This window comes from Arthrobacter humicola (genome assembly GCF_039531445.1).
In the GTDB taxonomy this organism is placed as follows: Bacteria; Actinomycetota; Actinomycetes; order Actinomycetales; family Micrococcaceae; genus Arthrobacter; species Arthrobacter humicola.
In genome coordinates this window covers 215,975-242,357 of sequence record NZ_BAAAQB010000012.1, presented here as the reverse complement: position 1 = coordinate 242,357, position 26,383 = coordinate 215,975, and the positions used below count along the sequence as shown (strand labels likewise).

General features: G+C 68.8%; 23 protein-coding genes, 1 tRNA gene and 1 riboswitch. Of the genes, 14 read left to right on the top strand and 10 right to left on the bottom strand.

Annotation, left to right across the window (positions count from 1 at the left end; all coding sequences use genetic code 11):
* Nucleotides 1-51 precede the first annotated feature (51 nt).
* Entirely contained in the window at nt 52-1,887 is a 1,836-nt protein-coding gene (locus ABD243_RS05550) for a phosphoenolpyruvate carboxykinase (GTP) (RefSeq protein WP_091255910.1), read from the bottom strand.
* Between the two features lie 277 nt (nt 1,888-2,164).
* Here ABD243_RS05550 and ABD243_RS05545 point away from each other — a divergent pair.
* Nucleotides 2,165-2,238, top strand: a tRNA-Arg gene (locus tag ABD243_RS05545).
* Nucleotides 2,239-2,410: 172 nt separating this feature from the next.
* Here ABD243_RS05545 and ABD243_RS05540 read toward each other — a convergent pair.
* The gene (locus tag ABD243_RS05540; RefSeq protein WP_344362994.1) at nt 2,411-3,154 is read right to left on the bottom strand and encodes a FadR/GntR family transcriptional regulator; all 744 of its coding nucleotides are present in this window, start codon (nt 3,152-3,154) and stop codon (nt 2,411-2,413) included.
* A gap of 164 nt (nt 3,155-3,318) precedes the next feature.
* On the opposite strand from ABD243_RS05540, the gene ABD243_RS05535 reads away from it, so the two are divergent.
* The 5 genes from ABD243_RS05535 to ABD243_RS05515 all read left to right on the top strand — a co-directional run bounded on the left by ABD243_RS05535 (nt 3,319) and on the right by ABD243_RS05515 (nt 9,032).
* A complete protein-coding gene (locus ABD243_RS05535) occupies nt 3,319-4,824 on the top strand; it encodes a dihydrolipoyl dehydrogenase family protein (RefSeq protein WP_344362992.1) in 1,506 nt (501 codons plus the stop codon).
* A gap of 104 nt (nt 4,825-4,928) precedes the next feature.
* Nucleotides 4,929-5,612, top strand: a complete 684-nt coding sequence (locus ABD243_RS05530) for a heme ABC exporter ATP-binding protein CcmA (protein ID WP_344362991.1) — start codon at nt 4,929-4,931, stop codon at nt 5,610-5,612.
* Nucleotides 5,609-7,681, top strand: a complete 2,073-nt coding sequence (locus tag ABD243_RS05525) for a YhgE/Pip family protein (RefSeq protein WP_344362989.1) — start codon at nt 5,609-5,611, stop codon at nt 7,679-7,681. The genes ABD243_RS05530 and ABD243_RS05525 overlap by 4 nt, the downstream gene beginning before the upstream one ends.
* Nucleotides 7,678-8,340: a TetR/AcrR family transcriptional regulator gene (locus tag ABD243_RS05520; protein ID WP_344362986.1), complete on the top strand. Its 663-nt coding sequence runs from the start codon at nt 7,678-7,680 to the stop codon at nt 8,338-8,340. The genes ABD243_RS05525 and ABD243_RS05520 overlap by 4 nt, the downstream gene beginning before the upstream one ends.
* A gap of 17 nt (nt 8,341-8,357) precedes the next feature.
* Nucleotides 8,358-9,032, top strand: a complete 675-nt coding sequence (locus ABD243_RS05515; RefSeq protein ID WP_344362984.1) for a hypothetical protein — start codon at nt 8,358-8,360, stop codon at nt 9,030-9,032.
* A gap of 75 nt (nt 9,033-9,107) precedes the next feature.
* On the opposite strand, the gene ABD243_RS05510 is transcribed toward ABD243_RS05515, so the two are convergent.
* The 4 genes from ABD243_RS05510 to ABD243_RS05495 all read right to left on the bottom strand — a co-directional run bounded on the left by ABD243_RS05510 (nt 9,108) and on the right by ABD243_RS05495 (nt 12,724).
* The gene (locus ABD243_RS05510) at nt 9,108-9,650 is read right to left on the bottom strand and encodes a hypothetical protein (protein ID WP_344362981.1); all 543 of its coding nucleotides are present in this window, start codon (nt 9,648-9,650) and stop codon (nt 9,108-9,110) included.
* Nucleotides 9,651-9,789: 139 nt separating this feature from the next.
* Entirely contained in the window at nt 9,790-10,317 is a 528-nt protein-coding gene (locus ABD243_RS05505; protein WP_344362979.1) for a SixA phosphatase family protein, read from the bottom strand.
* A gap of 100 nt (nt 10,318-10,417) precedes the next feature.
* Nucleotides 10,418-11,281 (bottom strand): winged helix-turn-helix domain-containing protein, encoded by an 864-nt coding sequence (locus ABD243_RS05500; RefSeq protein ID WP_091255892.1) that lies wholly within the window; start codon nt 11,279-11,281, stop codon nt 10,418-10,420.
* A 534-nt stretch (nt 11,282-11,815) separates the two neighbouring features.
* Entirely contained in the window at nt 11,816-12,724 is a 909-nt protein-coding gene (locus tag ABD243_RS05495) for a hypothetical protein (RefSeq protein ID WP_344362976.1), read from the bottom strand.
* A gap of 250 nt (nt 12,725-12,974) precedes the next feature.
* Between ABD243_RS05495 and ABD243_RS05490 the strand changes: the two genes are divergently transcribed.
* The 7 genes from ABD243_RS05490 to ABD243_RS05460 all read left to right on the top strand — a co-directional run bounded on the left by ABD243_RS05490 (nt 12,975) and on the right by ABD243_RS05460 (nt 23,067).
* Nucleotides 12,975-13,715 carry a response regulator transcription factor gene (locus ABD243_RS05490; RefSeq protein WP_116768375.1) on the top strand — a complete coding sequence of 247 codons (741 nt, stop codon included), beginning with the start codon at nt 12,975-12,977 and terminating at the stop codon, nt 13,713-13,715.
* 3 nt (nt 13,716-13,718) lie between these two features.
* Nucleotides 13,719-15,383 carry a sensor histidine kinase gene (locus tag ABD243_RS05485; protein ID WP_344362972.1) on the top strand — a complete coding sequence of 555 codons (1,665 nt, stop codon included), beginning with the start codon at nt 13,719-13,721 and terminating at the stop codon, nt 15,381-15,383.
* Between the two features lie 181 nt (nt 15,384-15,564).
* Nucleotides 15,565-15,724: riboswitch (cyclic di-AMP (ydaO/yuaA leader) on the top strand.
* A complete protein-coding gene (locus ABD243_RS05480) occupies nt 15,724-16,530 on the top strand; it encodes an aggregation-promoting factor C-terminal-like domain-containing protein (protein WP_344362969.1) in 807 nt (268 codons plus the stop codon). (Overlaps the previous riboswitch by 1 nt.)
* Nucleotides 16,531-16,711: 181 nt before the next feature.
* Entirely contained in the window at nt 16,712-17,173 is a 462-nt protein-coding gene (locus ABD243_RS05475) for a hypothetical protein (protein ID WP_344362967.1), read from the top strand.
* A gap of 177 nt (nt 17,174-17,350) precedes the next feature.
* On the top strand, nt 17,351-18,838 hold the full coding sequence (locus ABD243_RS05470) for a bifunctional glycosyltransferase family 2/GtrA family protein (protein ID WP_344362965.1): 1,488 nt from the start codon (nt 17,351-17,353) through the stop codon (nt 18,836-18,838).
* Nucleotides 18,835-20,904: a glycosyltransferase family 39 protein gene (locus ABD243_RS05465; RefSeq protein WP_344362962.1), complete on the top strand. Its 2,070-nt coding sequence runs from the start codon at nt 18,835-18,837 to the stop codon at nt 20,902-20,904. Before ABD243_RS05470 ends, ABD243_RS05465 begins: the two co-directional genes overlap by 4 nt.
* 6 nt (nt 20,905-20,910) lie before the next feature.
* The gene (locus ABD243_RS05460; protein ID WP_344362959.1) at nt 20,911-23,067 is read left to right on the top strand and encodes an ArnT family glycosyltransferase; all 2,157 of its coding nucleotides are present in this window, start codon (nt 20,911-20,913) and stop codon (nt 23,065-23,067) included.
* 28 nt (nt 23,068-23,095) lie between these two features.
* Here ABD243_RS05460 and ABD243_RS05455 read toward each other — a convergent pair whose 3' ends face one another.
* From ABD243_RS05455 to ABD243_RS05440, 4 genes are all read right to left on the bottom strand, one after another.
* Nucleotides 23,096-23,776, bottom strand: coding sequence for an HAD-IA family hydrolase (locus ABD243_RS05455; RefSeq protein WP_344362956.1), 681 nt, complete (start codon nt 23,774-23,776; stop codon nt 23,096-23,098).
* A gap of 80 nt (nt 23,777-23,856) precedes the next feature.
* Nucleotides 23,857-24,234, bottom strand: a complete 378-nt coding sequence (locus tag ABD243_RS05450; RefSeq protein ID WP_116768382.1) for a VOC family protein — start codon at nt 24,232-24,234, stop codon at nt 23,857-23,859.
* A 60-nt stretch (nt 24,235-24,294) separates the two neighbouring features.
* Entirely contained in the window at nt 24,295-24,930 is a 636-nt protein-coding gene (gene upp / locus ABD243_RS05445) for a uracil phosphoribosyltransferase (protein ID WP_091255877.1), read from the bottom strand.
* A 12-nt stretch (nt 24,931-24,942) separates the two neighbouring features.
* Entirely contained in the window at nt 24,943-25,785 is an 843-nt protein-coding gene (locus ABD243_RS05440; RefSeq protein ID WP_344362952.1) for a phosphatase PAP2 family protein, read from the bottom strand.
* Between the two features lie 89 nt (nt 25,786-25,874).
* Between ABD243_RS05440 and ABD243_RS05435 the strand changes: the two genes are divergently transcribed.
* Entirely contained in the window at nt 25,875-26,375 is a 501-nt protein-coding gene (locus tag ABD243_RS05435; protein ID WP_344362950.1) for a nucleoside deaminase, read from the top strand.
* The last annotated feature ends 8 nt before the right edge of the window (nt 26,376-26,383 follow it).

Below are 26,383 nucleotides of genomic sequence, written 5' to 3'. Positions count from 1 at the left end.
GCCCCGCACCTTTCGCAAGGTGCGGGGCCGCCGTTCGTTGACCGGTACTTGTTACTGCTGGGCTGCCATGCGAGCCTTCAGGCCTTCCAGCTCGGTACGCAGGGCCTCGGGCAGGGAGTCGCCGAACTTGGCGTACCACTCTTCAATCGAGGCCAGCTCGGTGGCCCACTCCTGCGGGTCGACGCGGACGGCGTCTTCAACGTGGGCGTGGGTCAGGTCCAGGCCGGTGAGGTCCAGCGCGTGGCCGGCCGGCACGAAGCCGATGGGCGTCTCGACGGCGTCGGCCTTGCCCTCGATCCGCTCGATGGCCCACTTGAGGACACGCGCGTTGTCGCCGAACCCGGGCCACGCGAAGTCACCGTCGGCCGTGCGGCGGAACCAGTTGACCAGGAAGATCTTGGGCAGCCGTGCCGGGTTGGCCTTGGACGAAACGCTGATCCAGTGCTTCAGGTAGTCGCCGGCGTCGTAGCCGATGAAGGGCAGCATGGCCATGGGATCCCGGCGGAGCACGCCCACCTGGCCCGCGGCCGCGGCCGTGGTCTCGGAGGACAGGGTGGAGCCCATGAAGATGCCGTTGGTCCAGCTGCGGGCCTCGGTCACCAGGGGAACCGTGGTCTTGCGGCGGCCGCCGAAGAGGATGGCGGAAAGCTCCACGCCGTCGGGGCTGTAGTACTCCTCGGCCAGCATGTCGATCTGGGAGATCGGGGTGCAGAAGCGCGAGTTCGGGTGGGCCGCGGGCTTGTCCGAATCAGGCGTCCAGGAGTTGCCCTGCCAGTCGGTCAGGTGCGCCGGGACCTCGTCGGTCATGCCTTCCCACCACACGCCGCCGTCGTCCGTGAGGGCCACGTTGGTGAAGATGCTGTGGCCCTTGGCGATGGCGCGCATGGCGTTCGGGTTGGTGCCCCAGCCGGTGCCGGGGGCGACGCCGAACAGGCCCGCCTCCGGGTTGGTGGCGCGCAGTTCGCCTTCCTTGCCGATCCGCATCCAGGTGATGTCGTCGCCGAGGGTCTCGACTTCCCAGCCCTCGATGGTCGGATCCAGCAGGGCGAGGTTGGTCTTGCCGCAGGCGGAGGGGAAGGCGGCGGAGACGTAGTAGTTCTTCTTTTCCGGCGAGGTCAGCTTGAGGATGAGCATGTGCTCGGCCAGCCAGCCTTCGTCACGGGCCATTACCGAGGCGATGCGCAGGGCGTAGCACTTCTTGCCGAGCAGGGCGTTGCCACCGTAGCCGGAGCCGAAGGACCAGATGGAGCGCTCCTCCGGGAAGTGCACGATCCACTTGTCCGGGTTGCAGGGCCATGCGACGTCGGCCTGCCCCGGGGCCAGCGGTGCGCCCAGGGAGTGCAGGGCGGGGACGAAGAACGCGTTCGTGGCGGTGATCTTGTCCAGGACCTCGGTGCCGATGGTCGCCATGATGCGCATGGAGGCGACAACGTAGGCGCTGTCCGTGATCTCCACGCCGAACTTGGGGTCCTCTGCGTCCAGGTGGCCCATCACGAACGGGATGACGTACATGGTACGGCCGCGCATGGAGCCGGCGAACAGGCCGCGCAGCTTCTCCTTCATCTCCGCCGGCGCCATCCAGTTGTTGGTGAACCCTGCATCGCGCTTGTTCTCGGAGCAGATGAAGGTCTGCTCTTCGACGCGTGCCACGTCGGCCGGGTCGGAGAAGGCCGCGAAGGACTTGGGGAACAGGTTCTCGTTCAGCCGGGTCAGGGTGCCCGCAGCAACGAGCTCATCGGTCAGCCGGGTGTTTTCCTCTTCCGAGCCGTCAACCCAGTAGATCCGGTCCGGCTGAGTCAGTTCAGCCACCTCTTCAACCCATGCCAGCAGACCGGCATGTGTGGTGGGTGCCTTTTCAAGCAACGGCAGTCGCGCCAGATCTCCCATTACGGTTCCCTTCCTCGGGTTCAGTGGTGTGTCCTAAATGCTAGGGCTCGCCACGGTGCCGATTTTGGGCTCGGACATGGGATGACCAGGGCTGCGCGAATCAAAACCCGCGGAAATCCAAGGAATTTACCGGTGAACAGTAGCACTTTTTGTGACTAAGGTCACGTAGACCGGTCTAGTTGCCCAAGTTACACCCGTTTCGATTTGTAACTGGGCCCGGGCTCGCGTAAAGTAATTCGAGGTTCGGGGAGCGAGAAGTTCTCCAAGAGCCGAGAATGCGCCCATAGCTCAGCTGGATAGAGCGTCTGTCTACGGAACAGAAGGTCAGGGGTTCGAATCCCTTTGGGCGCACAGAAGAAGATCCGCCCCGGTTCGCCGGGGCGGATCTTCTGTTTTAAGCCTCGGCCCGCAGTCCGCTGACCGTCGATTGCTCCGTAGCTGCCCTTCTGGCGGGCCAAAGGGCAGCTACGGAGCAATCGACGCGGGTCGACGCCGGTTGACGGCGAATCAGGCGCTCAGGCGATCAGGCCGTTGTCTGGGCGATGATGCTGCGGATTCCATCGAAATGGCTGTTGAGCCGCTCGGCAGCGAGGACTTTATCCGCCGAGGCAACAGCCTCGTAGATCTCCCTGTGCAGCGCGGCGGTTTCATGAAGGTCCACCGCATACAGGCTGCCGACCTCGAGGTGGATCCGGCGGTACACCTTCCAGAAAACGTCCATGAGACTGATCAGGAGCTCGTTGTTCAGCGGCTCGAACAGCCGGCGGTGGAACTCCGCGTCGGCTTCGATGAAGGGCTCCCCGGCAGCGGCCGAGGCTTCCATGCGCTCCACCGATTCCTCCACCGCGGCCAGCTGTTCGGGCGTGATCTTGTCCATGGCGGCACCGACCAGGCCGGATTCGAGCGCCTGCCGGACATCGACGAGCTGCATCGCTTCTTCGCCGTGGTGGCGCAGCGACAACCGCGCACGGAAAGTGAGGCCGTCGGTCAGTGCCTCGAAATTGCTCGGGGCCACGAACATGCCGAAGCCGTGCCGGATCTCAATGACTCCCACCGCCTGGAGCGCCTTCAGCGATTCCCGCAGCGTATTGCGGCCGACGCCGAGAGCGGCGGTTAGCTCGCTCTCCGTGGGCAGCGGGTCCCCGGCGACAAGATCGCGTTCGAGGATCAGCTCCAGGATGTCCGCCTGAAGCGCCCGGAGCCGGGCCTGCGCACTGAACCGCGCCATCGGTATGGTCTTGCCTGCTGTGATATTTCCTGCGGCCATGGCCGCCTCCTCCCCCAAGTATGGTCCCAACAGTATCGATGGTCCCCGGTCCTGCAAAGGGCTTTTCCCGGCACATTACGCCGGGCCCCGGCCGCGACGGTGCACGAAGCGCCTGCCCCAGCACCCGCCCCGAGCGCGTCACGGCCCCGGCGTAGGCTGGTGCCATGACGTTACGGCTCGAGCGGGAATTCGATGTCATTGTGATCGGCGCGGGCGCGGTCGGGGAAAATGTCGCGGACCGCGTGGTCCGCGGCGGCCTGACGGCGGTCCTGATCGAGGCTGAACTGGTGGGCGGCGAGTGTTCCTACTGGGCGTGCATGCCGTCGAAGGCGCTTCTGCGGCCGGGCACCGCGCTGCACGGCGCGCAGACCGTCCCCGGCGCCCTGGAGGCCGTCACCCGAACCCTCGATGTTGCCGCCGTCCTTAAGCGCCGGGACTACTTCACCTCGAACTGGCAGGACGACGGCCAGGTCAAATGGGTGGAAGACACCGGGATAGATCTAATCCGCGGCCACGGCTGGATCACCGCCCCGCGGCAGGTGGAGGTGGCCGGGCTGGACGGCAACAGCTACGCGCTCACGGCCCGGCACGCTGTGGTGGTTGCGACGGGATCCACCCCCAACCAGCCCCCGGTCGAGGGACTCCAGGACATCGAATACTGGACCACGAGGGAGGCGACGTCCGCCCGCGAAGTTCCCGAGCGGCTCGCCGTGCTCGGCGGCGGGGTGGCCGGCGTCGAACTGGCCCAGGCCTACGCCCGCCTTGGCGCGGCCGTGACGCTCGTTGCCCGCGGCGCCCTCCTGGGCGCCTTCCCGGAGCCGGCCGCCGAACTGGTCGCTGCCGGACTGCGCGCCGACGGCGTCGACCTCCGCCTCCATACGGGTACACGCAGCGTCAGTGAGAACGACGACGGTTCCCTCACGCTCGTGCTCGACGGCGGGTCCGGGGGCGGTACCGGCGCCAGCGCAGGGGCAGCCGCGGGCGCGAGCCTCACGGCCGACAAACTGCTGGTCACCACCGGCCGGCACCCTGCCCTCGAGGGGATCGGCCTGGACAGCGTCGGGATTTCCGCGCCGGAGGGCGGCCCGCTGCGGCTCACCACCGATTCCACCGGCCTAGTCCACCGCGCCGCGGAAAACGAGGTGTCCGGCAGCCCGTGGCTGTACGCGGCAGGCGACGCCGCCGGACGGGCCATGCTGACGCACCAGGGCAAATACGGCGCCCGGGCCACCGGCGACGCCATTGCCGCCCGTGCCAAGGGTAAGCTCACCGGCGAGCCGGCACCGTGGACCGGCTTTGCCCAGACGGCCTATGACCACGCGGTGCCCAACGTGGTGTTCACCGACCCGGAACTGGCGAACGTCGGCCGGACCAAGGCGCAGGCCGGGAAGGACGGCTTCCGGGCCTCCACCGTGGAGCTTCCCATCCAGGTTTCCGGTTCCTCCCTGCACGCCGAAAACTACGAAGGGTGGGCGCAGCTGGTCATCGATGAGGACCGCAAGGTGCTGCTGGGCGCCACGTTCGCCGGCCCGGATGTTGCCGAACTCCTGCACGCGGCCACCATCGCGATCGTGGGGGAAGTGCCGCTGGACCGGCTGTGGCATGCCGTGCCCTCCTATCCGACGATCAGCGAGGTCTGGCTCCGCCTGCTGGAGGCCTACGGCCTCTGAACCTGCCGGCGCGTCTCGTTCATCACATCACCGGCATCTTATTTGAACTGACCGGTCAGTTTAGTTAGCCTTGGAGCAGACACCGTTTCTGCGAAAGGCAAGCTTTGCTCTGCGTACAACAACTCTCCGTGACCGGCCGGCGGGATGACCTGCTGCCGCCGACCTCGCTGGAGGCCGCGCGCGGTGAACTCCTGCTCGTCGAAGGCCCCCGCCAGGACCAGAGGACGGCCCTCGCCCTGGCCCTGACCGGACGCATGAGGCCCTCCTCGGGGAACATCGGCTGGGACGGCAGCGGCCGGATCAAGGCGCTCCGGCAGGCCAGCAACGTGGTCGACTCCCCCGGCGTCAACGAGCCCGAGCAGCACCTGAGCGTCCGCGACCTCGTCACAGAGGACCTGTCCCTGATCCCGCGCCGCCACCGCGGCGCCCTGCGCAGCACCCCGTGGCTGAAGCTCAAGAACTTCGAGGACATCGCCGGGCTCTGGGCCGAGCAGCTGCCGGCCGGCCGGCGGGTCGAACTGCTCACGGCGCTCGCCCTCGCCAATCCGGACACGGGCTTGCTCGTGATGGACTCCCCCGACCGGCACAGCGGCGACGCCTCCGACTGGCTGCCGCGGCTGATGGAACTGGCGCACGACGCCGGGCGGCCGCTCGCCGTCGTCGCTACCGTCACCCGCATTCCGGACGGCTGGACCGGGCCCGCCGCCGTGATCGGCAACGCAGTCCCCGAGCCCGACGAAACCCGCCCCGCTGAAACCTTCCTACCCGAAACCGAGGACGCAAAGTGACTGTGCTGCGGCTGGCCCGCTCCGAGCTCAAACGAATGACCGGCGGTCTGCTGCCCAAGCTGACCATCCTGGCCCTGGCCCTGGTCCCGCTGCTCTACGGCGCCGTGTACCTTTACGCGAACTGGGATCCGTACGGCAAGCTGAACCAGATCGATGCGGCCCTGGTGGTCGAGGACTCCGGCGCCGCGTCCGCCGACGGCACCCGGCTGGAGGCAGGCCGGAAGGTGGCCGAGAGCCTTGTGGACGACCACGTCTTCAACTGGAAGACGGTCGGCAGCACGGAGGAAGCCGACCAGGGCGTCAGCAACGGCACCTACGCGTTTGCCCTGAAGATCCCGAAGGACTTTTCCGCGAACCTGGCCTCTCCGGGCAGCTTCGACGCCGCCAACCAGGCCATGCTCAATGTCACCACCAACGACGCCAACAACTACCTCCTGAGCACCATCGTGGACAAACTCACCACGGCCGTGCACACGACGGTCGCCAAGGAGGTGGGCGAGGAGACCGCCAATCAGCTCCTGACCGGGTTCGGCACCATCCATACGCAGATGCTCAAGGCCTCCGATGGCGCAGGGCGACTGGCCGACGGCGTCGCCCGGCTCCATGACGGCACGGTGAGCCTGCACCAAGGCACCGGCGAGCTCAAGAGCGGTGCCTCCGAGCTCTACAACGGCGAAGTCAAGCTCCGGGACGGCGCCACGTCGCTGAGCGCCGGGGCGGCCCAGCTCAGCGGCGGCCTCACCCAGCTCAAGGACAAGACGGCAGCCCTGCCCGCCAACGCACAGCAGCTGGCTGACGGCGCCGCCCAGGTGGCTGCCGGCAACGCCGCGCTCAATACCGCGATGCAGTCCATCCCCGGCCAGCTCGCCGCCGCCAACCAGGCCGCGCAACAGGCCGCCGCGCAGGGCCAGCGGAGCCGGGTGGTGGCATCGACCGGCCACTTGGTCGCCGCCGGAGTCCTCACCCAGGAGCAGGCCGACGCGGTCGTGGCCGACGTCGACGCCACCCCCGCGCCGGCCGCGCCGTCGCCGGCTGCTGCCGCTTCCGCCGCGAAACTGCAGACTGCCGCCACCCAGGTCCAGAAACTCGCCGACGGTTCCGCCGCCGTCAGCGCCGGCGCCTCGCAGCTGGCCGGTGCGGCGCCCGCCCTCAGCGACGCCGTCGCCAAGGCCTCCGCCGGGGCGGACCAGCTCGCCAGCGGTTCCGCCACCCTCGCCGCCGGCCAGCAGAATGCCATGGACGGCGCCGGCAAGCTCGTGCAGGGAGCCCAGAAACTCGACGACGGCGCCGCCCAGCTGGAGACCGGCGCGGCCACTGCTTCCGACGGCGCGGGAACCCTCGCCGGGGAACTCGCCCAGGGCGCGGGCAAGGTACCCAACCCGGACGACGCCCAGAAGGACAGCCTTTCCAAGGTCATGGCCGACCCCGTCGCGGTCAGCAAGGTCTCGCAGGCCAAGGCCGGGTCCTACGGCGCCGGGCTGGCGCCGTTCTTCCTTACGCTGGCCCTGTGGATCGGCGTCTTCATGCTGGTCCAGGCCATGCGCCCGGTCACCCAGCGCGCGCTGGCCTCCAACGCGCCCGCCTGGAAAATCGCTGCGGGCGGCTGGCTTCCGTTCCTGGCGGTGTCCGCCGTCCAGGCAAGCCTGCTGACCCTCGTGGTGGATGTGGGGCTCGGACTGGACCCCGCCCATCCGGTACTGATGTGGTTCCTCATGCTGGCGGCCGCGATGGCGTTTAGCGCCATCATCCAGGGCGTCGTGGCGCTGCTGGGCTCGCCCGGCAAGCTCGTGGTGCTCATCCTGCTGGTGCTGCAGCTGGTGTCCTCCGGCGGCACGTTCCCTTGGCAGACCACGCCGGAGCCCTTACACGTCGTGCACCAGATCCTGCCCATGGGCTACGTGGTCAGCGGCATGCGGCACCTGATTTACGGGGCCGACCTCGCGATCATCCTGCCCACCATGCTCGGTCTGGTTGGCTACACTTTGCTGGGACTGGCCATGTCAACCGCGGCCGTCCGCAAGAACAAGTACTGGACCCTCAAGACGCTGAAACCGGAGATCGCCGTATGACCAACAGCCCACGCGGCGGCAGCACGGCGGGCCCCGGGGATACGGAGAAGAAGCTCCGTCCCGGCCGCACCAACGCCACAAAGCAGAAGCTGTTCGAAGCGTCCATGGAACTGATCGGCGAACGGGGTGCGGCGGGCGTGACCGTCGACGAGATCGCAACGGCCGCCGGGGTGTCCAAGGGCACGGTGTATTACAACTTCGGCAGCAAATCGGACCTCATTGCCCAGCTGCTGCGCCACGGTGTGGACATCCTCATGGCGCGGCTCCTGAGCGTCCGGGACGACTCCGCCGATCCCCTCGCCGCCATGGAGGAGATGATCGGCCAGGCCATGGACTTCATGGCCGAGTACCCGTCCTTCGCCCGGCTCTGGGTCAGCGAGAACTGGCGGACCCCCAGCGAATGGCAGGACACCTTCGCCGAGCTCCGCGGACGCCTGCTCGCGGTGATCGGCTCTGCCATCGACGGAGTCGCCGCCGTCTATCCCGTGGACCCCGGAGTGTCCCGGGGAAGCCTCGAAACGGCCATCTTCGGCGCCTGTTTCGTGGTGGGACTGGACCGCCACGCCTACAACCCGGAGCGGACCCGCGAGCAGAGTGTGGCCGCAATTATGGCCTCCATGCGCGGCTACGTCGTGAAGCAGCCGCCCGCTCAGGCATGATTATTCACATGCGTCACATGGGTATCAGCGGGAAGATCGCCATCGGAGCGTTCCTCGCCGCCGGGGCCCTCCTGGTCCTGACCGGGATCACCCTGAACGAGACCGTGTTCGTGTGGTTCCTCGGTGCGTCGGCGGCGGCCTATGTGGCCTGCGTGGCCGAGGTCGTGATCCGGCGCCGGCACAAGACCCTCGTGGCGAGCGGGGCCGGCAGCATCCTCTTCATCGCGTTCGGAATCGCTTTCCTGCGCCAGTGGGGCCTCGCCTTCAACCCGGACCCCAATGCCCTGTCCACACGCGTCGATTCCGCGCACCCGGATTTGTATTTCTATCTGGCCGGCGCCGCCGGAGCCGTCACCTTGCTGCTGTTGTTCGCCGGCACCGCCCTGCCCGGCAGGAGCCGCGGCCGGCGCGCCCCCGGCCAGGCCCCACGGCGCCGTCCGGCGCCGGTTTCACGGGGCGCGGGGGCCAGGACCGCAAGCCCGCGGCCGGCGGCGTCGCGCACGACGGCGCGGGGAACCACCGCACGTCCGGCGGCTGCGCGGCCGGCCGCCAAGTCTGCGGCAAAGGCACCCGCGAGGGTCCCCTCCGTCAAATCACCGGCGGCAAAATCACCGGTCCGGTCACCCGCAGCAAAAACACCCGCCAAGCCACCCAGTGCGAAAACGCCCGCCCGGAATTCCGCCCGCCGATAATCACGCCGCCGCGGCCGGCGCAGGATTCCGGCCTTGGAATTCCGGGCGCGGGAATTTGGGTTCCTGATTCCGGGCTCAGAGGTTTCGCGGCCTGTCGTCCGGCGGGTTGGTATCCGTGGTGTGGGTTTGGGCCGTGTCGGCTTGCGTCACGTCGTCCGGGTTGCGCTCTTCACCGGAAACGCGCGCGCCGGGAACCGGCTCGCCGGCCCCTGGTTCACCGGAGACCGGCTCGGACCGCAGACTCCGCCGGGTGGGGGTCTCGGCTGCCGCATCGTCGTGCTCGGACGTGACGACGTCGGGGTCCAGTTCGTCGGCCTTGCGCAGTTGCTCCTGCGCGCCGGAGCGGACTTTTTCGGCTTCTTCCTGGCGGCTGCGGGCTTCCTGCCGCAGGCGTTCGGCCTCAAGCTCGGCCTGCTGCGCGTCCGCCTCGGCCCGCGTCGCCTTGGCCTCGCGTTCCCGCGCCGTGAGCTCGTCGGCTTTGGCCTGTTCACGCATTTCAGCAGCGCGATTCCGGTCCGCGGCGACCTTGCGCCTGCGGCTGACCATGACTGCGACCGCGACAATCGCCAGCACCACAACGATGCCGATGATAATTCCTATGAGCTGCCCTGAATCCACGTTGATCCACCTTTTCTCTGAGGTTGCCTTACCTGCCCCAAAACCATTGGAAAAACCACATCAGCAAACAGGAACAGTAAACCGCAGAATGCAGCCGGTAGCTATGGAATCCGGAATCATCGCCCGGGCAGCCGGGCGGTTATTTTGCGCGCGGAACCTTGAAATGGGTGAGCCGCGCGTCCTGCCCGTCCAGTTCGGCCCACGACTTCTCCGTTTCCAGCACGGTCAGCCCGCTCGTCGGATATCGGGTGGCCGCGTCCATGTACGCATCGTGATCGGAATCCCGGGACGCCAGGTGCATGGCAAGGTCCTGGACACCGGGCATGTGCGAAATCACCATGAGCGTGTTCACGGTATCCGGAACGTGGTTGATCACCGCCAGCATGCGCGAGGCGGACGCGGCGTACAGGTCGTCCTCAAGCTTCGGCGTCGGCGCTTTGTCACCTAGCGCGTGGCACACCCAGGTGCAGGTCTGGCGGGTCCGGAGCGCGCTGGAGCAGAGGATGAAGTCGGGGACCACGTCGTGTTTGAGCAGCCACTTTCCGGCGACGGGAGCATCCCTGTGGCCGCGCTCTTCGAGCGGCCGTTCGTGATCGGCCACCCCGCCGGGCCAGTCGGACTTGGCGTGCCTCATGATCACCAGCCGTTTGATGTGATGCGCGCTCATGCCCCAATCCTAATGCGGCAGGCGCCGAGGGATCGTGCCGCGAAAGCGAAAGCGCCCGTCCCCGTAGTAGGAGGAACGGACGCTTTGCGTGCAGCCAAGGCTAGATCGAGTATTCCGGAGCGGCCCAGACGACGACCTCGGGGTGCTCGTAGAAGCGGTAGCCCTGGCCGCGGACGGTGCGGACTGTGTTGGCCAGGCGTCCGAGCTTGGAACGCAGGCGGCGGATGTGGACGTCGATGGTCCGCTCGTTGGGGACCTCTTCGGCGTTCCGCCACAGGCCTTCGAGGAGCTCGTCGCGGCCTACGGTGCGGGTGCCGTTCTCCACAAGGTAGTTCAGGAGCTCGAATTCCTTGAACGTCAGGTTCAGGGATTCGCCGTCGAGGTGCACCTCACGGCGGGCCAGATCGATCAGCACACCGGACGGCCGCGGATCCTGCGGCTGCTGCAGGCGGGCGGTCTCGGTACGCTGGCGGGCAGCGGCGGTGGGGTCGCCGAACGTCGAACGGACGACGTCGAGGGCGGAACCCGGGGCGCTGGCCGGCGCGACGGCGACGGCGGCGTAGCTTTCGGCGCCGGCAACAAGGGACTGGGCGTAGGCCCGGATCTCCTGGGCAAGCTTGGCGATCGAGGTGCCGGCGGCGGCCGCAGTTTCCTCGTCGATCCCCATGTACAGCACGAAGCCGCGGGCGACGTTGTCACTGGGAGCAGGACGGACCGCGCTGCCGGCACCCGGAGCGATCACGGGAGTGGGCGCAGTGGCCGGGGCGGGCGGAACGGCGCGGAGCTGACCGTAGGAGTCAGGGTTGTAGCCCTGGGCTGCATATCCGGGGGCCGGGAAGGTGCCGGCCGAACCAGCGGGTGCGAATGCGGAGCGGCCACCAAAGCCCTGGCGGATCCCGGAGGTCTGGCCGGCCTTGCTGGCGTTACGGACGGAGATGTGGACGTATCCGGATGCAACTGACATGGAATGCTTACCTCAATGTGAATGGCCGTCATCGCGGCTCGAATGCTACTTTCCCCGCAATGAAAACTGGGGAGGGGCGCCCGACTCTGGGCTGGGGGGCGAATGCCTAGAAACTCTTGGGGTGTAAAAGTTAGGCGTGCATTCGACAACAGCGCATCTCGGTACCAGCGGGTGTGCTGACCCAGGAAGCTGCAGCTGCAGGTGCTGTTGAGTTCTTGTTCACAATTGAAGTGTGCAACGTAACAATGCGAACGTGCAAGTAACAATGGACCGCAGGTTCCACATAGTGAGACGAATTCCGCAAGTGTAGTGCAAATCACAATTTGGTCGGCGTAATAAAATAACAGGTGTTTTTTTGACTCGGCGGTCGGCAAGCGCTTCACTCCGAATTATGTTCGATGAGAGTCGCTGAACTGCGGAAATCGTTCACAGCAGGTCGAATCGGCAAAACCCGGCGTCCCCGCCGTCGCCGTCCACAGAGTGGGCGTGCTGCCGGGCCCGCCGGACCCGGCAACACTGGGCGCCCCAGCGGGGTCAGTTGGACTGACCGGTGGAGGTCGCCGCCACCACCATGACGGACGTTGCAGAGTAGCCGGAGCCATCTTTGGCCGCTACGATCCGCACCGTCCCGCCGGCGACGATGTCCGTCACGCTCAGCTGCGTGCCCGAGCCGCCGCCAGCCTGCTGGCGCCGCTGTTGCAGATTGCTCACCACCACGTCACTGCCCAGTGCATAGCTGCGGGTGAAGCCGTCGCTGCTCTTGACCGTGACGGAGGACGAACTGACCGCGCTCACCGTCCCCATCTGCTCGGCCATGGTGACGTAGTCGCTTCCCTGCAGCACGACGTATTCGGCATGCACGGCTGAGTTCAGCCCGCCCATTCCACCGGCCGCGAAGTTGCCGGGACCACCCTGCCCGGACATTCCGCCGCCCGCGGCTCCGCCCTGTGCGGATCCCGGCATGCCCGGGGCGAAACCCTGGGCGCCGGGGCCCTGGGCGCCGCCTACCCCGCCCGCCGTGCCAGCGGATGCCGCAGAACTTGAGGTAAGGGCGTAGACGCCCGCCCCGGCGCCGACCGCCAGGACTGCTGCCGCCCCGGCGACGGCGAGGCCCCGCTTGAGCGTCCAGGGCTTGGCCGCTGAGGCGTTTTTGGATCCGGTTCCGGGGGCACCCCACCCGGCAGCTGGAGGGGACGGCAGTTCCTGACCGGGCATGCCCCAGACCGGGGCCGAGGCCGGAGCTGTCGAATCGGCGGAGGGCGCGCCCCAGCCGGGGGGAGTGCCGTCGCCGCGCTGACCGGCCTGGCTCTGCGAGGCGTCGTACGGCGGGGCGTCGTGCTGCCAGGCCGCTTGAGGCCCGACTCCCTGAGGCGTCGTAACGGGCGCGGGTGCCGTGGGTTCAGGGACTGGGCCGGAACCGGCTCCGGGATGCTGACCGCTCATGGTGCTTCTCCTTCAGGATGCGGATCGATGTTCACTCCAGAGTGCTGAGCGATCCTGTGCCTGCGCTGTGCGGGCCGACAGCCGCGCCTGTGACCCTCCGGCGGACCAGACGGCCGGGCTGCTACCCACAGTTCTTCCGAGGCAGCCCGGACGGGGCCCGGAAAGGCGTTCAGCTCGCTAGGCTGGGATTCACAGGTGCCGCACAGGGTCCCCAAAGCCCCGCCTAACCGGCAGATCGGAGAGTTGTCCCATGGCCACTTCGCACTCCATGACCAACAACCTTCCCCAGCTCACGCATCCGGACGGCTCCCCCATCCGCGCGCTGGTGGTGGACGATGAGCCCAGCCTCTCCGAGCTCATGAGCATGGGCCTGCGGATGGCCGGCTGGTCCGTGGCCGTGGCGGCCGACGGGCCCAGCGCGGTCCGGCTTGCCAAGGAGTTCCGCCCCGACGTGCTGGTGCTGGATGTGATGCTTCCCGGGTTCGACGGCGTCGAGCTGCTCAGCCGGATCCGCGCGTTCGCGCCGGAGGTTCCAGCGTTGTTCCTCACCGCCAAGGACGCCGTCCAGGACCGCATCACCGGCCTGGCGGCCGGCGGCGATGACTACGTCACGAAGCCGTTCAGCATGGAAGAGGTCTTGCTGCGCCTGCATCGGCTGGTCCAGCGCTCCGGGGTGGCCGCCATGGACACCGCCGAACTCGTGGTGGGTGACCTTGTGCTCAATGTCGATACCCGTGAAGTCACCCGGGCCGGCGAGGAGCTGCATCTGACCGCTACGCAGTTCGAACTGCTGCGGTACCTCATGGAGAACCCCAAGCGGGTGATCAGCAAGGCCCAGATCCTGGACCGGGTCTGGGACTATGACTTCGGCGGCCAGGCGAACATCGTGGAACTCTACATCTCGTACCTCCGCAAGAAGGTGGACGCCAACCACGCGCCCATGATCCACACGGTGCGCGGCGCCGGCTACGTCCTGAAGCCGGCGGACTGATCCGTGCCCACCCTTTCCGGCGTCACCCGCGTCCCCGGGCGTGACTGGCGCAACCCGTCCACGTGGCATTTGCGCACCCGGCTGGTCCTCGTTGCCATGGGGCTGCTCGTGGCCATCTGCGGCGCTGTGGGATTGTTCAGCTACGCCTCCATGGACCTCTTCCTGACCCGGCAGCTCGATGACCAGCTCGGCGAAGCATCGCACCGCTCCAGCGAGTTCGGCCGGCCCGTGCCCGGCAGCTCGGGCGGCCGCCCCGACCCCCTCGAGGCCCGGGGGCAGGGCGTCGGAACGCTCAACGCCCGCTTGGCGGACGGCGAGGTCAGCAGCGCCGGATTCCTGGCCGGGGACGCCACCCGCAAGAGCCTCTCCCCCGACGACAACGCCGTCCTCCTCACCCTGGCCCCGAACGGTGTGCCGGTGGACCGGACGCTCTCGGCCGGCGCGTACCGGCTCATGGCCGTGCGTGCACCGTATGGCGACGTGATTGTCACCGGGCTCCCGCTGGCGGAAAAGCAGGACACCCTGGCCTCGCTGGTGTGGACCATGGTGGTCGTGTCCGCAGGCGGGCTGGTGCTGATCGGCCTCGCCGGCACGGCGGTCATCCGGCGGACCATGAAGCCGCTGGAGCAGCTTTCCGAGGTGGCCACCAAGGTCTCCCGCCTGCCGCTCGACGCCGGCGAGGTGGCGCTCGGGGTGCGTGTCCCGGCGTCGGCCGCCCACCCCGGCACCGAAGTGGGCAGCGTGGGCTACGCGCTGAACCAGATGCTGGACAACGTCTCCAACGCCCTTGAGGCGCGGCAGGAGAGCGAAATGAAGGTGCGGCAGTTCGTCGCCGATGCCTCGCACGAACTCCGCACTCCGCTCACGGCCATCCGCGGTTACACGGAGCTGATGCGGATGACCGAGCACTTCACGCCCGACGGCGAGAAGTCCCTGGCCCGCGTCCAAAGCCAGTCCGAGCGGATGACCACCCTGGTGGAGGACCTGCTGCTGCTGGCGCGCCTGGACGAGGGGCAGCCGCTCAAGGTCGCCGACGTCGACCTCACCCAACTGGCCGTCGAGACCGTGAGCGATGAGAAGGTCATGGCCCCGGACCGGATCTGGCAGCTGGAACTGCCGGATGAGCCGGTGGTGGTGCGCGGCGATGCGGCCCAACTCCACCAGGTCCTCGCCAATCTCCTGTCCAATGCGCGCAAGCACACGGCACCGGGGACCAAGGTGGTCACGGGCGTCATGCGTTCGGCGGACGGCAGCGCCGTGGTCACTGTGACGGACAACGGCAGCGGCATCGCCCCCGAATTCGTCGGCCGAGTCTTCGCCCGCTTCGCGCGGGCTGACGCGTCGCGCACCAATCCGGCAGCCAGCTCCGCAGGCAGCCCTGCGCCAGCGACGGCGGGGGCCCGGTCCGGGTCCGCTGCCCGCATCGCTCCCGGCTCTTCTACCGCTCCTCTTTCCGGCTCTGTTTCCGGCAGGTCCGGGGGTGCAGCCGGCAGCAACGGGAGCGGATATGCCACGGCGGGCGCACCGACGTCCGAGGGCACCAGCGGGCTGGGCTTGTCCATTGTCCAGTCGATCGTGGAGGCCCACGGGGGGACCGTCGAGGTCACGTCCCGACCGGGCCGGACGGAGTTCGCTGTACGGCTCCCGGCCGTACCGCCGTCGGCGTAACCGGCGCCGGGGCTACAGGGTCGGCTGCCGGCACCCGCGCGGGGAATCTCGCGCAACGCGACACGCCGCCCCTGTGACCGCCGTTACCCAAATGTGACTTAAGCCCAGGAGTCCTGTACCGTTTTTCGAGTGCGGCCTCCATTTGTGCCGCATATCCGGATGGACGCCAAACTCTGCCGCTTCCCGGATTCCGCTGGACCAGGCAGAGGCGGGGGACCCAGAGTTCCCGGGCATTCTGCACACATGCGCCCTTGGGGTGAAGCCGACACGTGATATTCCGTGCGGCCGGATGACCTCATCCGAACCCGACAGCTAACTCCGCAGGCGTTGAGAGGCCATCATGACTGAATTCCAGGTACAAACGCGCCCTGACGGCGTTTCACATTCCCGCGCCGGCAAGTCGCGCCACCGTGCCGCACCGGCCCCGCAGGCGTCCGCCCTGTCGCGACTGGCCACCGGGCTCGGCATCACCGGACGCCGCGCCGCCGTCGTCACCGCCGCCTGCGCAGTACTCGTGGCAGGCGGCGCCGCCGCCAGCCAGGCCGCAGAGCCCGGCAGCTACGGGGCGACTGTTGCGAGCTCCCAAACGGCCACCACGGCCGATCCCCTAGCCAAGCTGAACTTTGAACGGGTCCAGGTCGCCGCGCCGGCAGCTGCAGCACCCAGCGGCGCGGTACCTCAGATCTCGGAGGTCAAGCCGGCCGAAGCACCGGCACCCGCTGCCGCTGCCGCTGCTGCCCCGGCCGCGCCGGCCCCGGCGGCAGCACCGGCGCCCGCTCCCGCAGCAGCCCCCGTTCCCGCAGCGGCTCCCGCGCCGGCACCGGCGCCGGTCGCCATCGACGACCCCGCCGGGGCACAGGCCTACGCCGCGGCCCAGCTGGGCAGCTATGGCTGGGCACCCGGCCAGATGCAGTGCCTGCAGAAGCTCTGGACGAAGGAATCGGACTGGAAGACGACGGCCACGAACGCCAGCAGCGGCGCCTACGGTGTGGTCCAGTCCCTGCCCGCCTCGAAGATGGCGAGCGCCGGCGCGGACTACATGACCAACTACCGGACCCAGATCAACTGGGGCCTGAACTACGTCAAGTCGCGCTACGGCTCCCCCTGCGGCGCCCTGAACTTCCACCTGTCCCACAACTGGTACTAAGCCGGCACCAGCCAGCAGCGCCCATGAGGCCCCGGATCCATCGTGATCCGGGGCCTTCGCGTATTTCGGAGAACAAGGTTTTCTCAAGGTCGGGGCGGGAGGCTTGGGCACCGCTGCCTCCATTCACCAAGTACGCGGGGTGCCCGCTCCAGGGCACGGAATCAAATTTCAGGAGCACAACATGAAAAAATGGGCTATTCCGGCGGTCCTCGCGGCCGCACTCTTTGTCGGCGCCGGACCGGCCGGGGCGGTGCCGTCGGGACCTCCGCAGCCCGCCGATCCAGCCACGTTCACATTGGATAATTGTGGCTTTCCGGTCACGGCGCAGCTCACCGGCAAGTTCAAGAACATCGCGACGCCTGCCGGCACTGTCATCAGTACGTCGCCAGGACTGAAAATCACGCTGACGGCCAACGGCAAGACCCTCAACTACGTGATCACCGGTACCAGCCGCTACACATTCCTCAGCGACAGCGTTGAGGTAGTCTCCACGGGCAGGAATCTACTGCTGCTCCCCTCGCCGGACGGCCTGTACCTGACCACCGGCAACGTCAACTACGCCCTCAACCTGGACAACTCGGAGCTGAGGAGGTTCAGCGGACCGGGCACTGCAGCGAACGTTTGTCCTCTGCTGGCTCCCTGACGGACTAACCGGGGGCAGTGCACCACCACCGCGTTGTGGGCACCGCCCCCGGTTATCTGTCCGGAGCTCCGGCAGCACGGGCATTGCAGACGACTCCGTGCGTCGCCGGCGGACTTCCACAGCCCCCGCACAGCTTGACCCTAAAGCCCTCATATGGACCGCCGGGACAGTTGAGCCATGACGTTCACAGACCAGGCCTCAGGAACCCTGCCACACTCCACCGCGACGCCGGCCGGTCCGGCAGCACCCGCCGCACTTTCCGGGCTCGCCGTGGCCGACGCGCCCGCCCAGGCCCGGTTCGGCGGGCCGCTCACCAGCCCGGGCGGCCGGCGCTCAGCTATTGACACGCGCACCAGCGAGCCGCTGCTGGACGTCACCATCCCGGTCTTCAACGAGGAGCGGGACCTCGAGGCGTGCCTGCGCCGGCTCCACGCCTATCTTCTGGGCTCCTTCCCGCACTCCTTCCGGATCACGGTGGCGGACAATGCCAGCACCGACGGAACACTCAAGACGGCGGAACGCGTAGCCCGTGAGCTCCGCGAGGTGAACGTGGTCCATATGGCCGAAAAAGGCCGCGGAAATGCGCTGCGCAAGGTCTGGCTTGCCTCGCCGTCGCCGGTCCTGGCATACATGGACGTGGACCTTTCCACCGATCTGGCGGCGCTCGGCCCCCTCCTTGCCCCGCTCATTTCGGGGCACTCCGACCTCGCGATCGGGACCCGGCTGACCCGCAACTCGCGGGTGGTCCGCGGGCCGAAGCGGGAATTCATCTCGCGCAGCTACAACTTCCTGCTTCAGTCCTTCATGGGCGCCCATTTCAGCGACGCCCAGTGCGGCTTCAAGGCGATCCGGGCGGATGTGGCCCGGCAACTGCTCCCGCACACTTTGGACAACGCCTGGTTCTTCGACACCGAGCTGCTGGTCCTGGCCGAAAAGTGCGGCCTGCGCGTCCACGAAGTCCCGGTGGACTGGACCGATGACCCGGATTCGAGCGTGGACATCGTCCAGACCGCCATCGCGGACCTGCGCGGCATGGCACGGTTGAGCCGGGACCTGGTCTCGGGCCGGATCCCGGTTCCCGAGCTGCGCGCCGCCCTCGCCCGCGGACCGCTTCCTGCTTCCTCGCGGGCCCAGGAACAAAGTCCCGGCGGAAGCCTCTTTGGACAGCTCGTCCGCTTCGGCAGCATCGGGGTGGCCTCCACTCTGGCATACCTGGTGATTTTCCTGCTCTGCCGCGGGATCATGGACCCGCAACTGGCAAATTTCCTCGCGCTGCTCACTACCGCCGTGGCCAATACCGCGGCCAACCGGCGTTTCACGTTCGGCATCCAGGGCAGCAGCCAGGCGGCACGCCACCACTTCGAGGGCCTGCTGGTCTTCGGGATCGGCCTGGCCCTGACCTCGGGCGCCCTCGCCGTGGTTCACAACGCGTCAGGAGGGGCACCGGACCGCTGGCTTGAACTGGTCACGGTCACGGCCGCCAACCTCGCCGCCACGGCCGTCAAATTCCTGCTCTTCCGTCTGGTGGTGTTCCGTCACCGGCCCGCCACCGCAGTTCCCGGCCGCACCGGCACTCCTGCCGTGCCCGCCACCACCACAGGCACTGCTCCGGCGCCAGCTGCCACCGATGCTTCCTTCCCCGCACAGAAACGGCCCAGTAAATGACGTCAACCATCAGCCCCACCGCCGGAGCCCAGGCGGGCTCCCCCGCCGGCACGCCGGCAGTCCAGGATTCCCCTGCCTCGGCACCCGAGGCAGGCGGGACGGCGCCACAGCCGCCCGCATCCCGCCCGCCCGCATCCCGGAACCGCCGGGAACACCTGATGTTCGGACCGCAGCCCCGCTGGGTGCGGCCCTCGGCAGCTCTGCTCCTGGCCATCACCGCCGTGTTGTACCTCTGGAACCTGGAAGCCACCGGCTACGCCAATTCCTTCTACGCCGCGGCGATCCAGGCCGGGACCAAGGACTGGACCGCGCTGCTCTTCGGCTCCCTCGACGCCGGGAACGCCATCACTGTGGACAAGCCGCCGGCCGCCCTGTGGATCCCGGCCCTCGCCGGGCGGATCTTCGGCTTCTCGGCACTGAGCATGCTCATTCCGCAGGCACTGATGGGAGTGGCCGCCGTCGGGCTTCTCTACCTGACCGTCAAGCGGGTGGCCGGGCCGGCCGCGGGCCTGATGGCCGGCGGCGCCTTGGCGCTGACCCCTGTGGCCGCCCTCATGTTCCGGTTCAACAACCCGGACGCCATGCTCACCCTGTGCCTGGTGCTGGCCGCCTACCTCACCACCCGCGCCATCGAGAAGGCCGGCTGGAAATGGCTCGCCGGAGCCGGCGCGGTGATCGGCCTGGCGTTCCTGTCCAAGATGCTGCAGGGCTTCCTGATTGTGCCGGGACTGGCTCTGGCCTACCTGTGGGCGGCGCCCACCACCCTGGGCCGCCGGCTCCTGCACCTGCTGGCCGCAGCCGCGGGGATCGCCGTCGTGGCCGGAAGCTACATTGTCCTGTTCCAACTGACCCCGGCCTCGGCCCGGCCGTACATGGCCGGTTCGGAGACCAACAGCTTCCTGGAACTCACGTTCGGGTACAACGGCCTGGGCCGGATCACCGGGTCCGGCGGAGGCATGCCCGGCGGGGGCAACATGGGCGGCAACGCCGGAGGCCCGGGCGGCAACGGTAACGTCGGCTTCGGTGGCGCGGCCGGGATCGCCCGGATGTTCGGGACCAGTTTCGGCGGCGAGGTGTCCTGGCTCCTGCCGGCGGCCCTGATCCTGCTGGCTGCGGGGCTGTGGTTCACCCGGCGCGAGACCCGGACCTCAAGGACCCGTGCGGCGCTCCTGCTGTGGGGCGGCTGGCTGGTGGTGACGGCCGGGATCTTCAGCTTCATGAGCGGCACCGTGCACCCGTACTACGCCGTGGCGCTGGCCCCCGCGGTCGCAGCCCTGGCGGGCATCGGCTCCGTGGAACTGTGGCGGGGCCGGGCCTACTGGCCCGCACGGATTGTCCTGGCCGTGACGGTACTGGCCACCGCGGTCTGGTCCGCCGTGCTCCTTGGCCGCGACCCGTCCTGGCTTCCCGGGCTCCGGGTGACCGTCGTGGTCCTGGGCGTCCTGGCGGCCGCGGCGTTGCTCCTGCGGGTGGACAGCCTCGCGGGGCTTCCGGCCCGGTTCCGCAAGGCCGCCACGGCCGGCGTCGTGGTTCTCTCCCTGCTCGCAGGCGGACTCGGCAGCACCGCATGGACGCTGGCAACGGTGGCCCAGCCGCACTCCGGTTCGATTCCCACGTCCGGGCCCACCGCGTCCGCGATGGGCGGCGGCTTCGGGACGGCAGGCAGGGCATTCGGCGACCGCGCGAACGCCGACACCAGCGGCGCGCCGGGGGCGCTCGGCGGACCCGGCGAGGAAACGGCCTCGGCCGAGCTGACGACCCTGCTGAAGTCCTCCGGTGCCAAGTGGTCCGCGATTGTCTCCGGCGCCACCCAGGCCGCGAGCCTGGAACTCGCCACGGGCACCAGCGTGATCGCGCTGGGCGGCTGGAACGGCGGAGACCCCTACCCGACGCTCGCGCAGTTCCAGGCGATGGTGGACCGCGGCGAGATCGGCTACTTCATTTCCGGCGGCATGGGCGGCATGGGCGGGGGCCGCGGCGGCAACTCCGAGGTCGCCGCGTGGGTCGAGGCCAACTTCCAGGCCCAGACCGTGGGCAACGCCACCGTCTACAAGCTCGGGGCATAGGGCGCCATGACTGACACCCTGAACCCCAGGACAGGCCCTACGCCGGCCCGCGCGCCGGGACAGGCGGGCCCGCAAGCCCCGAACCTCCCGCAGGTCCCGCCGCACCAGCAGCTCCCGAAGTCCCCGGCACCCCGGGCGGCCGGCGCTGCACGCCGCGGCCCCGGAGCCTGGCGGCCGCGGCTGGAACTGGCGGCCCTGCTGGTGGCCACGGCCGTGCTGGACCTGTGGAACCTGGGCGCCTCCGGCTGGGCCAACGCTTTTTACTCCGCCGCGGCCCAGGCCGGGTCGCAGGACTGGACGGCCTGGTTCTTTGGCTCTTCCGACGCCGCCAACGCCATCACCGTGGACAAGCCGCCGGCGTCGCTGTGGGTAATGGGGCTCTCGGTGCGGCTCTTCGGGCTCAGCTCGTGGAGCATCCTCGTGCCGCAGGCACTCATGGGGGTGGGCACGGTCTGGCTCGTGTACCTGGCCGTGCGCCGGGCCGCGGCCCCCGCCACAGCCAATCCGCGATTGGCCCACCGGGCAGGGCTCCTTGCCGGTGCGGTCATGGCGCTGACCCCCGTGGCGGTGCTGATGTTCCGCTTCAACAACCCCGATGCCCTGCTGGTGCTCCTGATGACCGCGGCCGCCTACGCCGTGCTGCGCTCCGTCCAGGATGCGCGCCTGCGCTGGCTCCTGTTTGCGGGGGTCCTTCTGGGCTTCGGATTCCTCACCAAGCAGCTGCAGGTGCTGCTGGTTGTGCCCGGCTTCGCCCTCGCCTACCTGCTCGCGGCGCCGGCCGGGCTGGGCAGGCGCACCGTTCACCTGCTCGGTGCGGGTGTGGCGATGGCCGCCGCGGCCGGGTGGTGGCTGGCCGCCGTCGAGCTCATTCCGGCGGCGGACCGCCCCTACATCGGCGGGTCGCAGAACAACTCGATCCTGGAACTGACCCTCGGCTACAACGGCCTGGGACGGCTAAGCGGCGATGAAACCGGGAGCGTGGGCGGCAGCAACGGCTGGGGCACGCCGGGGCTCTTCCGGCTTTTCAACAGTGAATTTGGCGGCCAGATCGCCTGGCTGCTGCCCTCGGTGCTGCTGCTCGGGGCGGGACTGCTGTGGCTGGGGCGCCGGGCGCCGCGCACCGACGCCGTGCGGGCCTCGGTGATCATCTGGGGTTCCTGGGTGGCGGTCACCGGCCTGACGTTCAGTTTCATGGCCGGGATCATCCACCCGTATTACATGGTGGCGCTGGCCCCCGGGATCGCCGGGCTCGCCGGGCTCGGCGGCGTCCTGCTGTGGCAGCGGCGGGACCAGCCCGTGGCGGCGGCGGTGCTCGCCGCGGCGATCGTGGCGGCCGGGGCCATGGCCTCGGAGCTGCTGGGCCGCGCGGCGACGTTCCTGCCATGGCTGCGCTGGGTGGCGCTCCTGGGCGCGCTCGCCGCGGCCTGCCTGGTGCTGGCCGCCGCCGCCCCGGGATTTCAGCGGCTTGGATTTCAGAGGATCGGATTTCAGAGGACTGGGGTCAAAGCGTCCGGCATGAAGGCGTCCGGGGTCATGGCGCGGACGACGGCGGCACTCGCGGTGGCCGCTGCCCTCGCCGGACCGCTGGCGTGCTCGCTGTCCACCGCGGCCACCGCCCACAGCGGCTCGATCGTCAGCGCCGGACCGGCCGTGTCCGGCCGGGGCGGGGCGGGGATGCCGGTGGCCTTCGGCGCCGCCGCCGGCTTCGGCGGCGGCGCCGGCTTTGGCGGCCCAGCCGCGGGGAATGGCAACGGCACGTTCACGGGTGCCGCCCGCGGCCCGGGGGCCGGTGGGGCGGGTGGCATGGGCGGCCTGCTGGGGGCCAGCACGCCGCCGACGGCCCTGGTGACCGCGCTGCAGACGGACGCCGGCAAGTTCACGTGGGCTGCCGCCGTCGTCGGATCCAACAACGCCGCTGGCTACCAGCTGGCCACACAGTTGCCGGTGATGGCCGTCGGCGGGTTCAACGGCACGGACCCGGCGCCGACGCTGGCACAGTTCCAGCAGTACGTGGCCGACGGCAAGATCCACTACTTCATCGCCGGACGCATGATGCAGGGCGAAAGCGGATCCAATGACGCCGCCCAGATTGCCGCGTGGGTGCAGGACAATTTCACCGCCCAGACCGTGGGCGGGACCAGCGTGTACCAGCTGGCGCGGTAGGCGGCCGCGTCCGGACGGCGGGCGGGCCCTAGAAGTTGAAGGACAGGGTGCGCACGCCGGCGACCGTGAAGTGCGTGGTCACGGCAACCTCGGAGTAGTCGGGGATGTGGAGCACGCCGTCGGGCAGCTCGCCGGCGTTCGGGCCCACCGCCACGGTCCGGATGCCGGCGGCGACTCCCGCCGCGATGCCCGCCGGGGCGTCCTCGAACACCACGGCGTCGGCCGGGTCCACGCCCAGCAGGGCAGCTGCCCGGAGATATCCCTCGGGGTGCGGTTTGCCCCGGGCCACGTCCTCGGAGGTGACCGCGGCGGCCGGGATGCCGATCCCCGCGGCGGCCATCCGGACCTCGGCCAGGTCCCGTGACGCTGACGTCACCAGCGCCACGGCATCCGGCGGGAGGCTCGCGAGCAGCTCCAGCGAGCCCGGCACCGGGACAATGCCGCGGGTCTCGGCCAGCTCCATCCGGCCCAGTTCCGCCGCGAGGGCGTGGATATCCGCGCCGGCCGGGGCGAACCTGCGGACCGTATCCATCGCCTGGACTCCGTGGGAGGAACGCAGGATCTCCGCGATGTCGAGGCCGTAACGCCCGGCAAAGGTGGTCCATACCTGTTCCACGATGCTGGTGGAATCCACCAGTGTGCCGTCCATATCGAACAGAACGGCGCGGGCGGTCAGGGTCGTGGCACTGCGGCGGGAGGGAAGGCTCATGATTCCATCCTGCCGCATGCCCCCGGGCTTAGGCCCTGCGGTCGGGGGGCGCAGGCGTCACCGGGCGCAATGTGGCGGGCTCAGCCGTTGGGCCGGCCGGGGATGTATTGCACGGCCCATTTGTTGCCGTCGGGGTCGGCGAAGTAGATGAAGTGTCCCCAGTCCTGGACGTCGATGTCGCTGACGTCCACGCCGTTGTCCTTGAGCTGCCGGTGCGCGGCCTGGATGTCGCTCACCACGAGCTGGAGGCTCGGCGCCGTGCCGGGCGGGGCGTCGTTGAGGCCCTCCCCGATCGCGATCGAGCAGCCGGAGCCCGGCGGCGTCAACTGGACGAACCGGATGCCTTCCATGGGGCGTTCGTCGTAGTCGGCGTTGAAGCCCACCTTGTTGACGTAGAAATCCTTCGCCCGGTCGACGTCGGACACGGGCACAAACACGAGTTCAAGTTTCCAGTCCATGGCGCACAGGCTAACGCGGGCCGCCGCACTGCGGAAGGGATCCCCCGCGGGGAGCCGGCCCTAGCCGGCGATGCCGTAGAGCCGGTCTCCGGCGTCGCCCAGGCCGGGCACGATGTAGGACTTTTCGTTGAGCTTCTCGTCGATCGAGGCCAGGACAATGGTCACGTTGGCCTCGGACAGCTCTTCTTCCAGCTTGGCCAGGCCCTCGGGGGCGGCCAGGAGGCAGATGCAGGTAACGTCGGAGGCGCCGCGCTTGAAGAGGAACTTGATGGCCTCGCGCAAGGTTCCGCCGGTGGCCAGCATGGGGTCGAGGACGAAGATCTGGCGGTCCGTGAGGTCCTCCGGGAGCCGCTCGGCGTAGGTGATGATGTCCAGGGTCTCTTCGTCGCGGGCCATGCCCAGGAAGCCGACCTCCGCTGTGGGGACCAGTTTGGTCATGCCCTCGAGCATGCCGAGCCCGGCGCGCAGAATCGGGACCACCAGCGGGGTGGGCTTGGTGAACGCGGTGCCGATCGTGGTGCTGACGGGCGTCTCGATGGTCACCGGTTCGGTGCGGACATCACGCGTGGCCTCGTAGGCGAGGAGCGTCACAAGCTCTTCGGTGAGCTGGCGGAAGACCGGGGACGGGGTGTTCTTGTCCCGCAGAACGGTGAGCTTATGGGCGACCAGCGGGTGGTCCACAACGAGAGTGCGCATGGGTCAAAACTATCATCCGGATCCCGGGGACCGTCCCGCTGGGCCGGGAGTATCGGCGTCGTCCGTCCCTGCCCGGGCACTGGCGCCGGCGGCGCCTTCGTGCAGGTGCGCGGGGTGCTCAAAGGTCGGCGCGGGGCCGGCGTGTTCGCGGTGCCGCAGCACATGGAAGAGCCGGTGGGCCAGGATCACAATCCCCACCCAGGCCAGTCCCAGCACCCACCCGACGATCACATCCGTCATCCAGTGGTGGCCCAGATAGACCCGGCTGAGGCCCATCGCGATGATGAAGATCGCCCCCGCGGTGATCAGGGCGATCCGGGCGCTGGTCCGTTTGATCTGAAGGCAGGCCAGGTACACCACGAGCGCGATCACCACCGTGGTGTTAAGCGTGTGCCCGCTCGGGAACGATGGCGAGTTTTCGTACGGCGGCACGGCGTCGGCGTGGTCCGGGCGGGCGCGGCCGATCAGTTTCTTGCCCAGGGCCGTGGCGGTCACGGAGACGGCGGCGGCGCCGCCGATCAGGATCAGCGGCCGCCAACTGCGGGAGGTATAGATCAGTATCGCGGTCAGGATGCTGGCCAGGATGGGCATGCCGATGCCGCCGCCGATGTTGGTGAACCCGGTGATGAAGGCGTCCAGGCCGGGGCTGCGCAAATTTTCCATGAACGCCAGTGCCGGCTTGTCCAGGTTCGCGAGGCCGGCGTCGTCCACCACGTTGTCGTAGACCTCGGCGCTGGTCAGTGCCAGGATCACCACCACCACGCCGCCGATCAGCATCGTGATCCACAGCGCCGCGTAGGGCACCACCCACTTGCCCCAGCGCTGCGTCAGCCAGTTCTCTGTTCTGGTGGTCACGGCCGTCTCCCGGATACTTGACTAATTTAACTCGCGGGCCGCACAGCCCGGCTGAACAGCATACTTAGGATCGAAACTATCATTGACCCATGACTTCTCCGGAGCCCCGCCATGACCAATGGATGGGCCTTGCCCTGGCCGAGGCCCGGAATGCCCTGGCCACCGCAGACGTGCCGATCGGCGCCGTCGTGATCGGACCGGACGGTTCCGTGCTGGGCGCGGGGCGGAACGAACGCGAGGCCCTGGGAGACCCGACGGCGCATGCCGAGATGGTGGCCATCCGCGAGGCGGCCGCGCGGTTGCGGGCGCGCCGGGCCCTGGAAGGCAGGGACGACGACGGCTGGCGGCTGGAGGACTGCACCCTGGTGGTCACGCTGGAGCCGTGTGCGATGTGCGCGGGGGCGATCGTCCTGGCCCGGATTCCGCGGGTGGTGTTCGGGGCCTGGGATGAGAAGGCCGGGGCCGCGGGGTCCGTGTTCGACATCCTCCGCGAGCGCCGGCTCAACCACTGGGTGGAAGTTTATGCCGGCGTCCGGGAGCAGGAATGCGCCGCGCTGCTGCGGGACTTCTTCGCCGGACACCGCGCCTGATCCGTTCC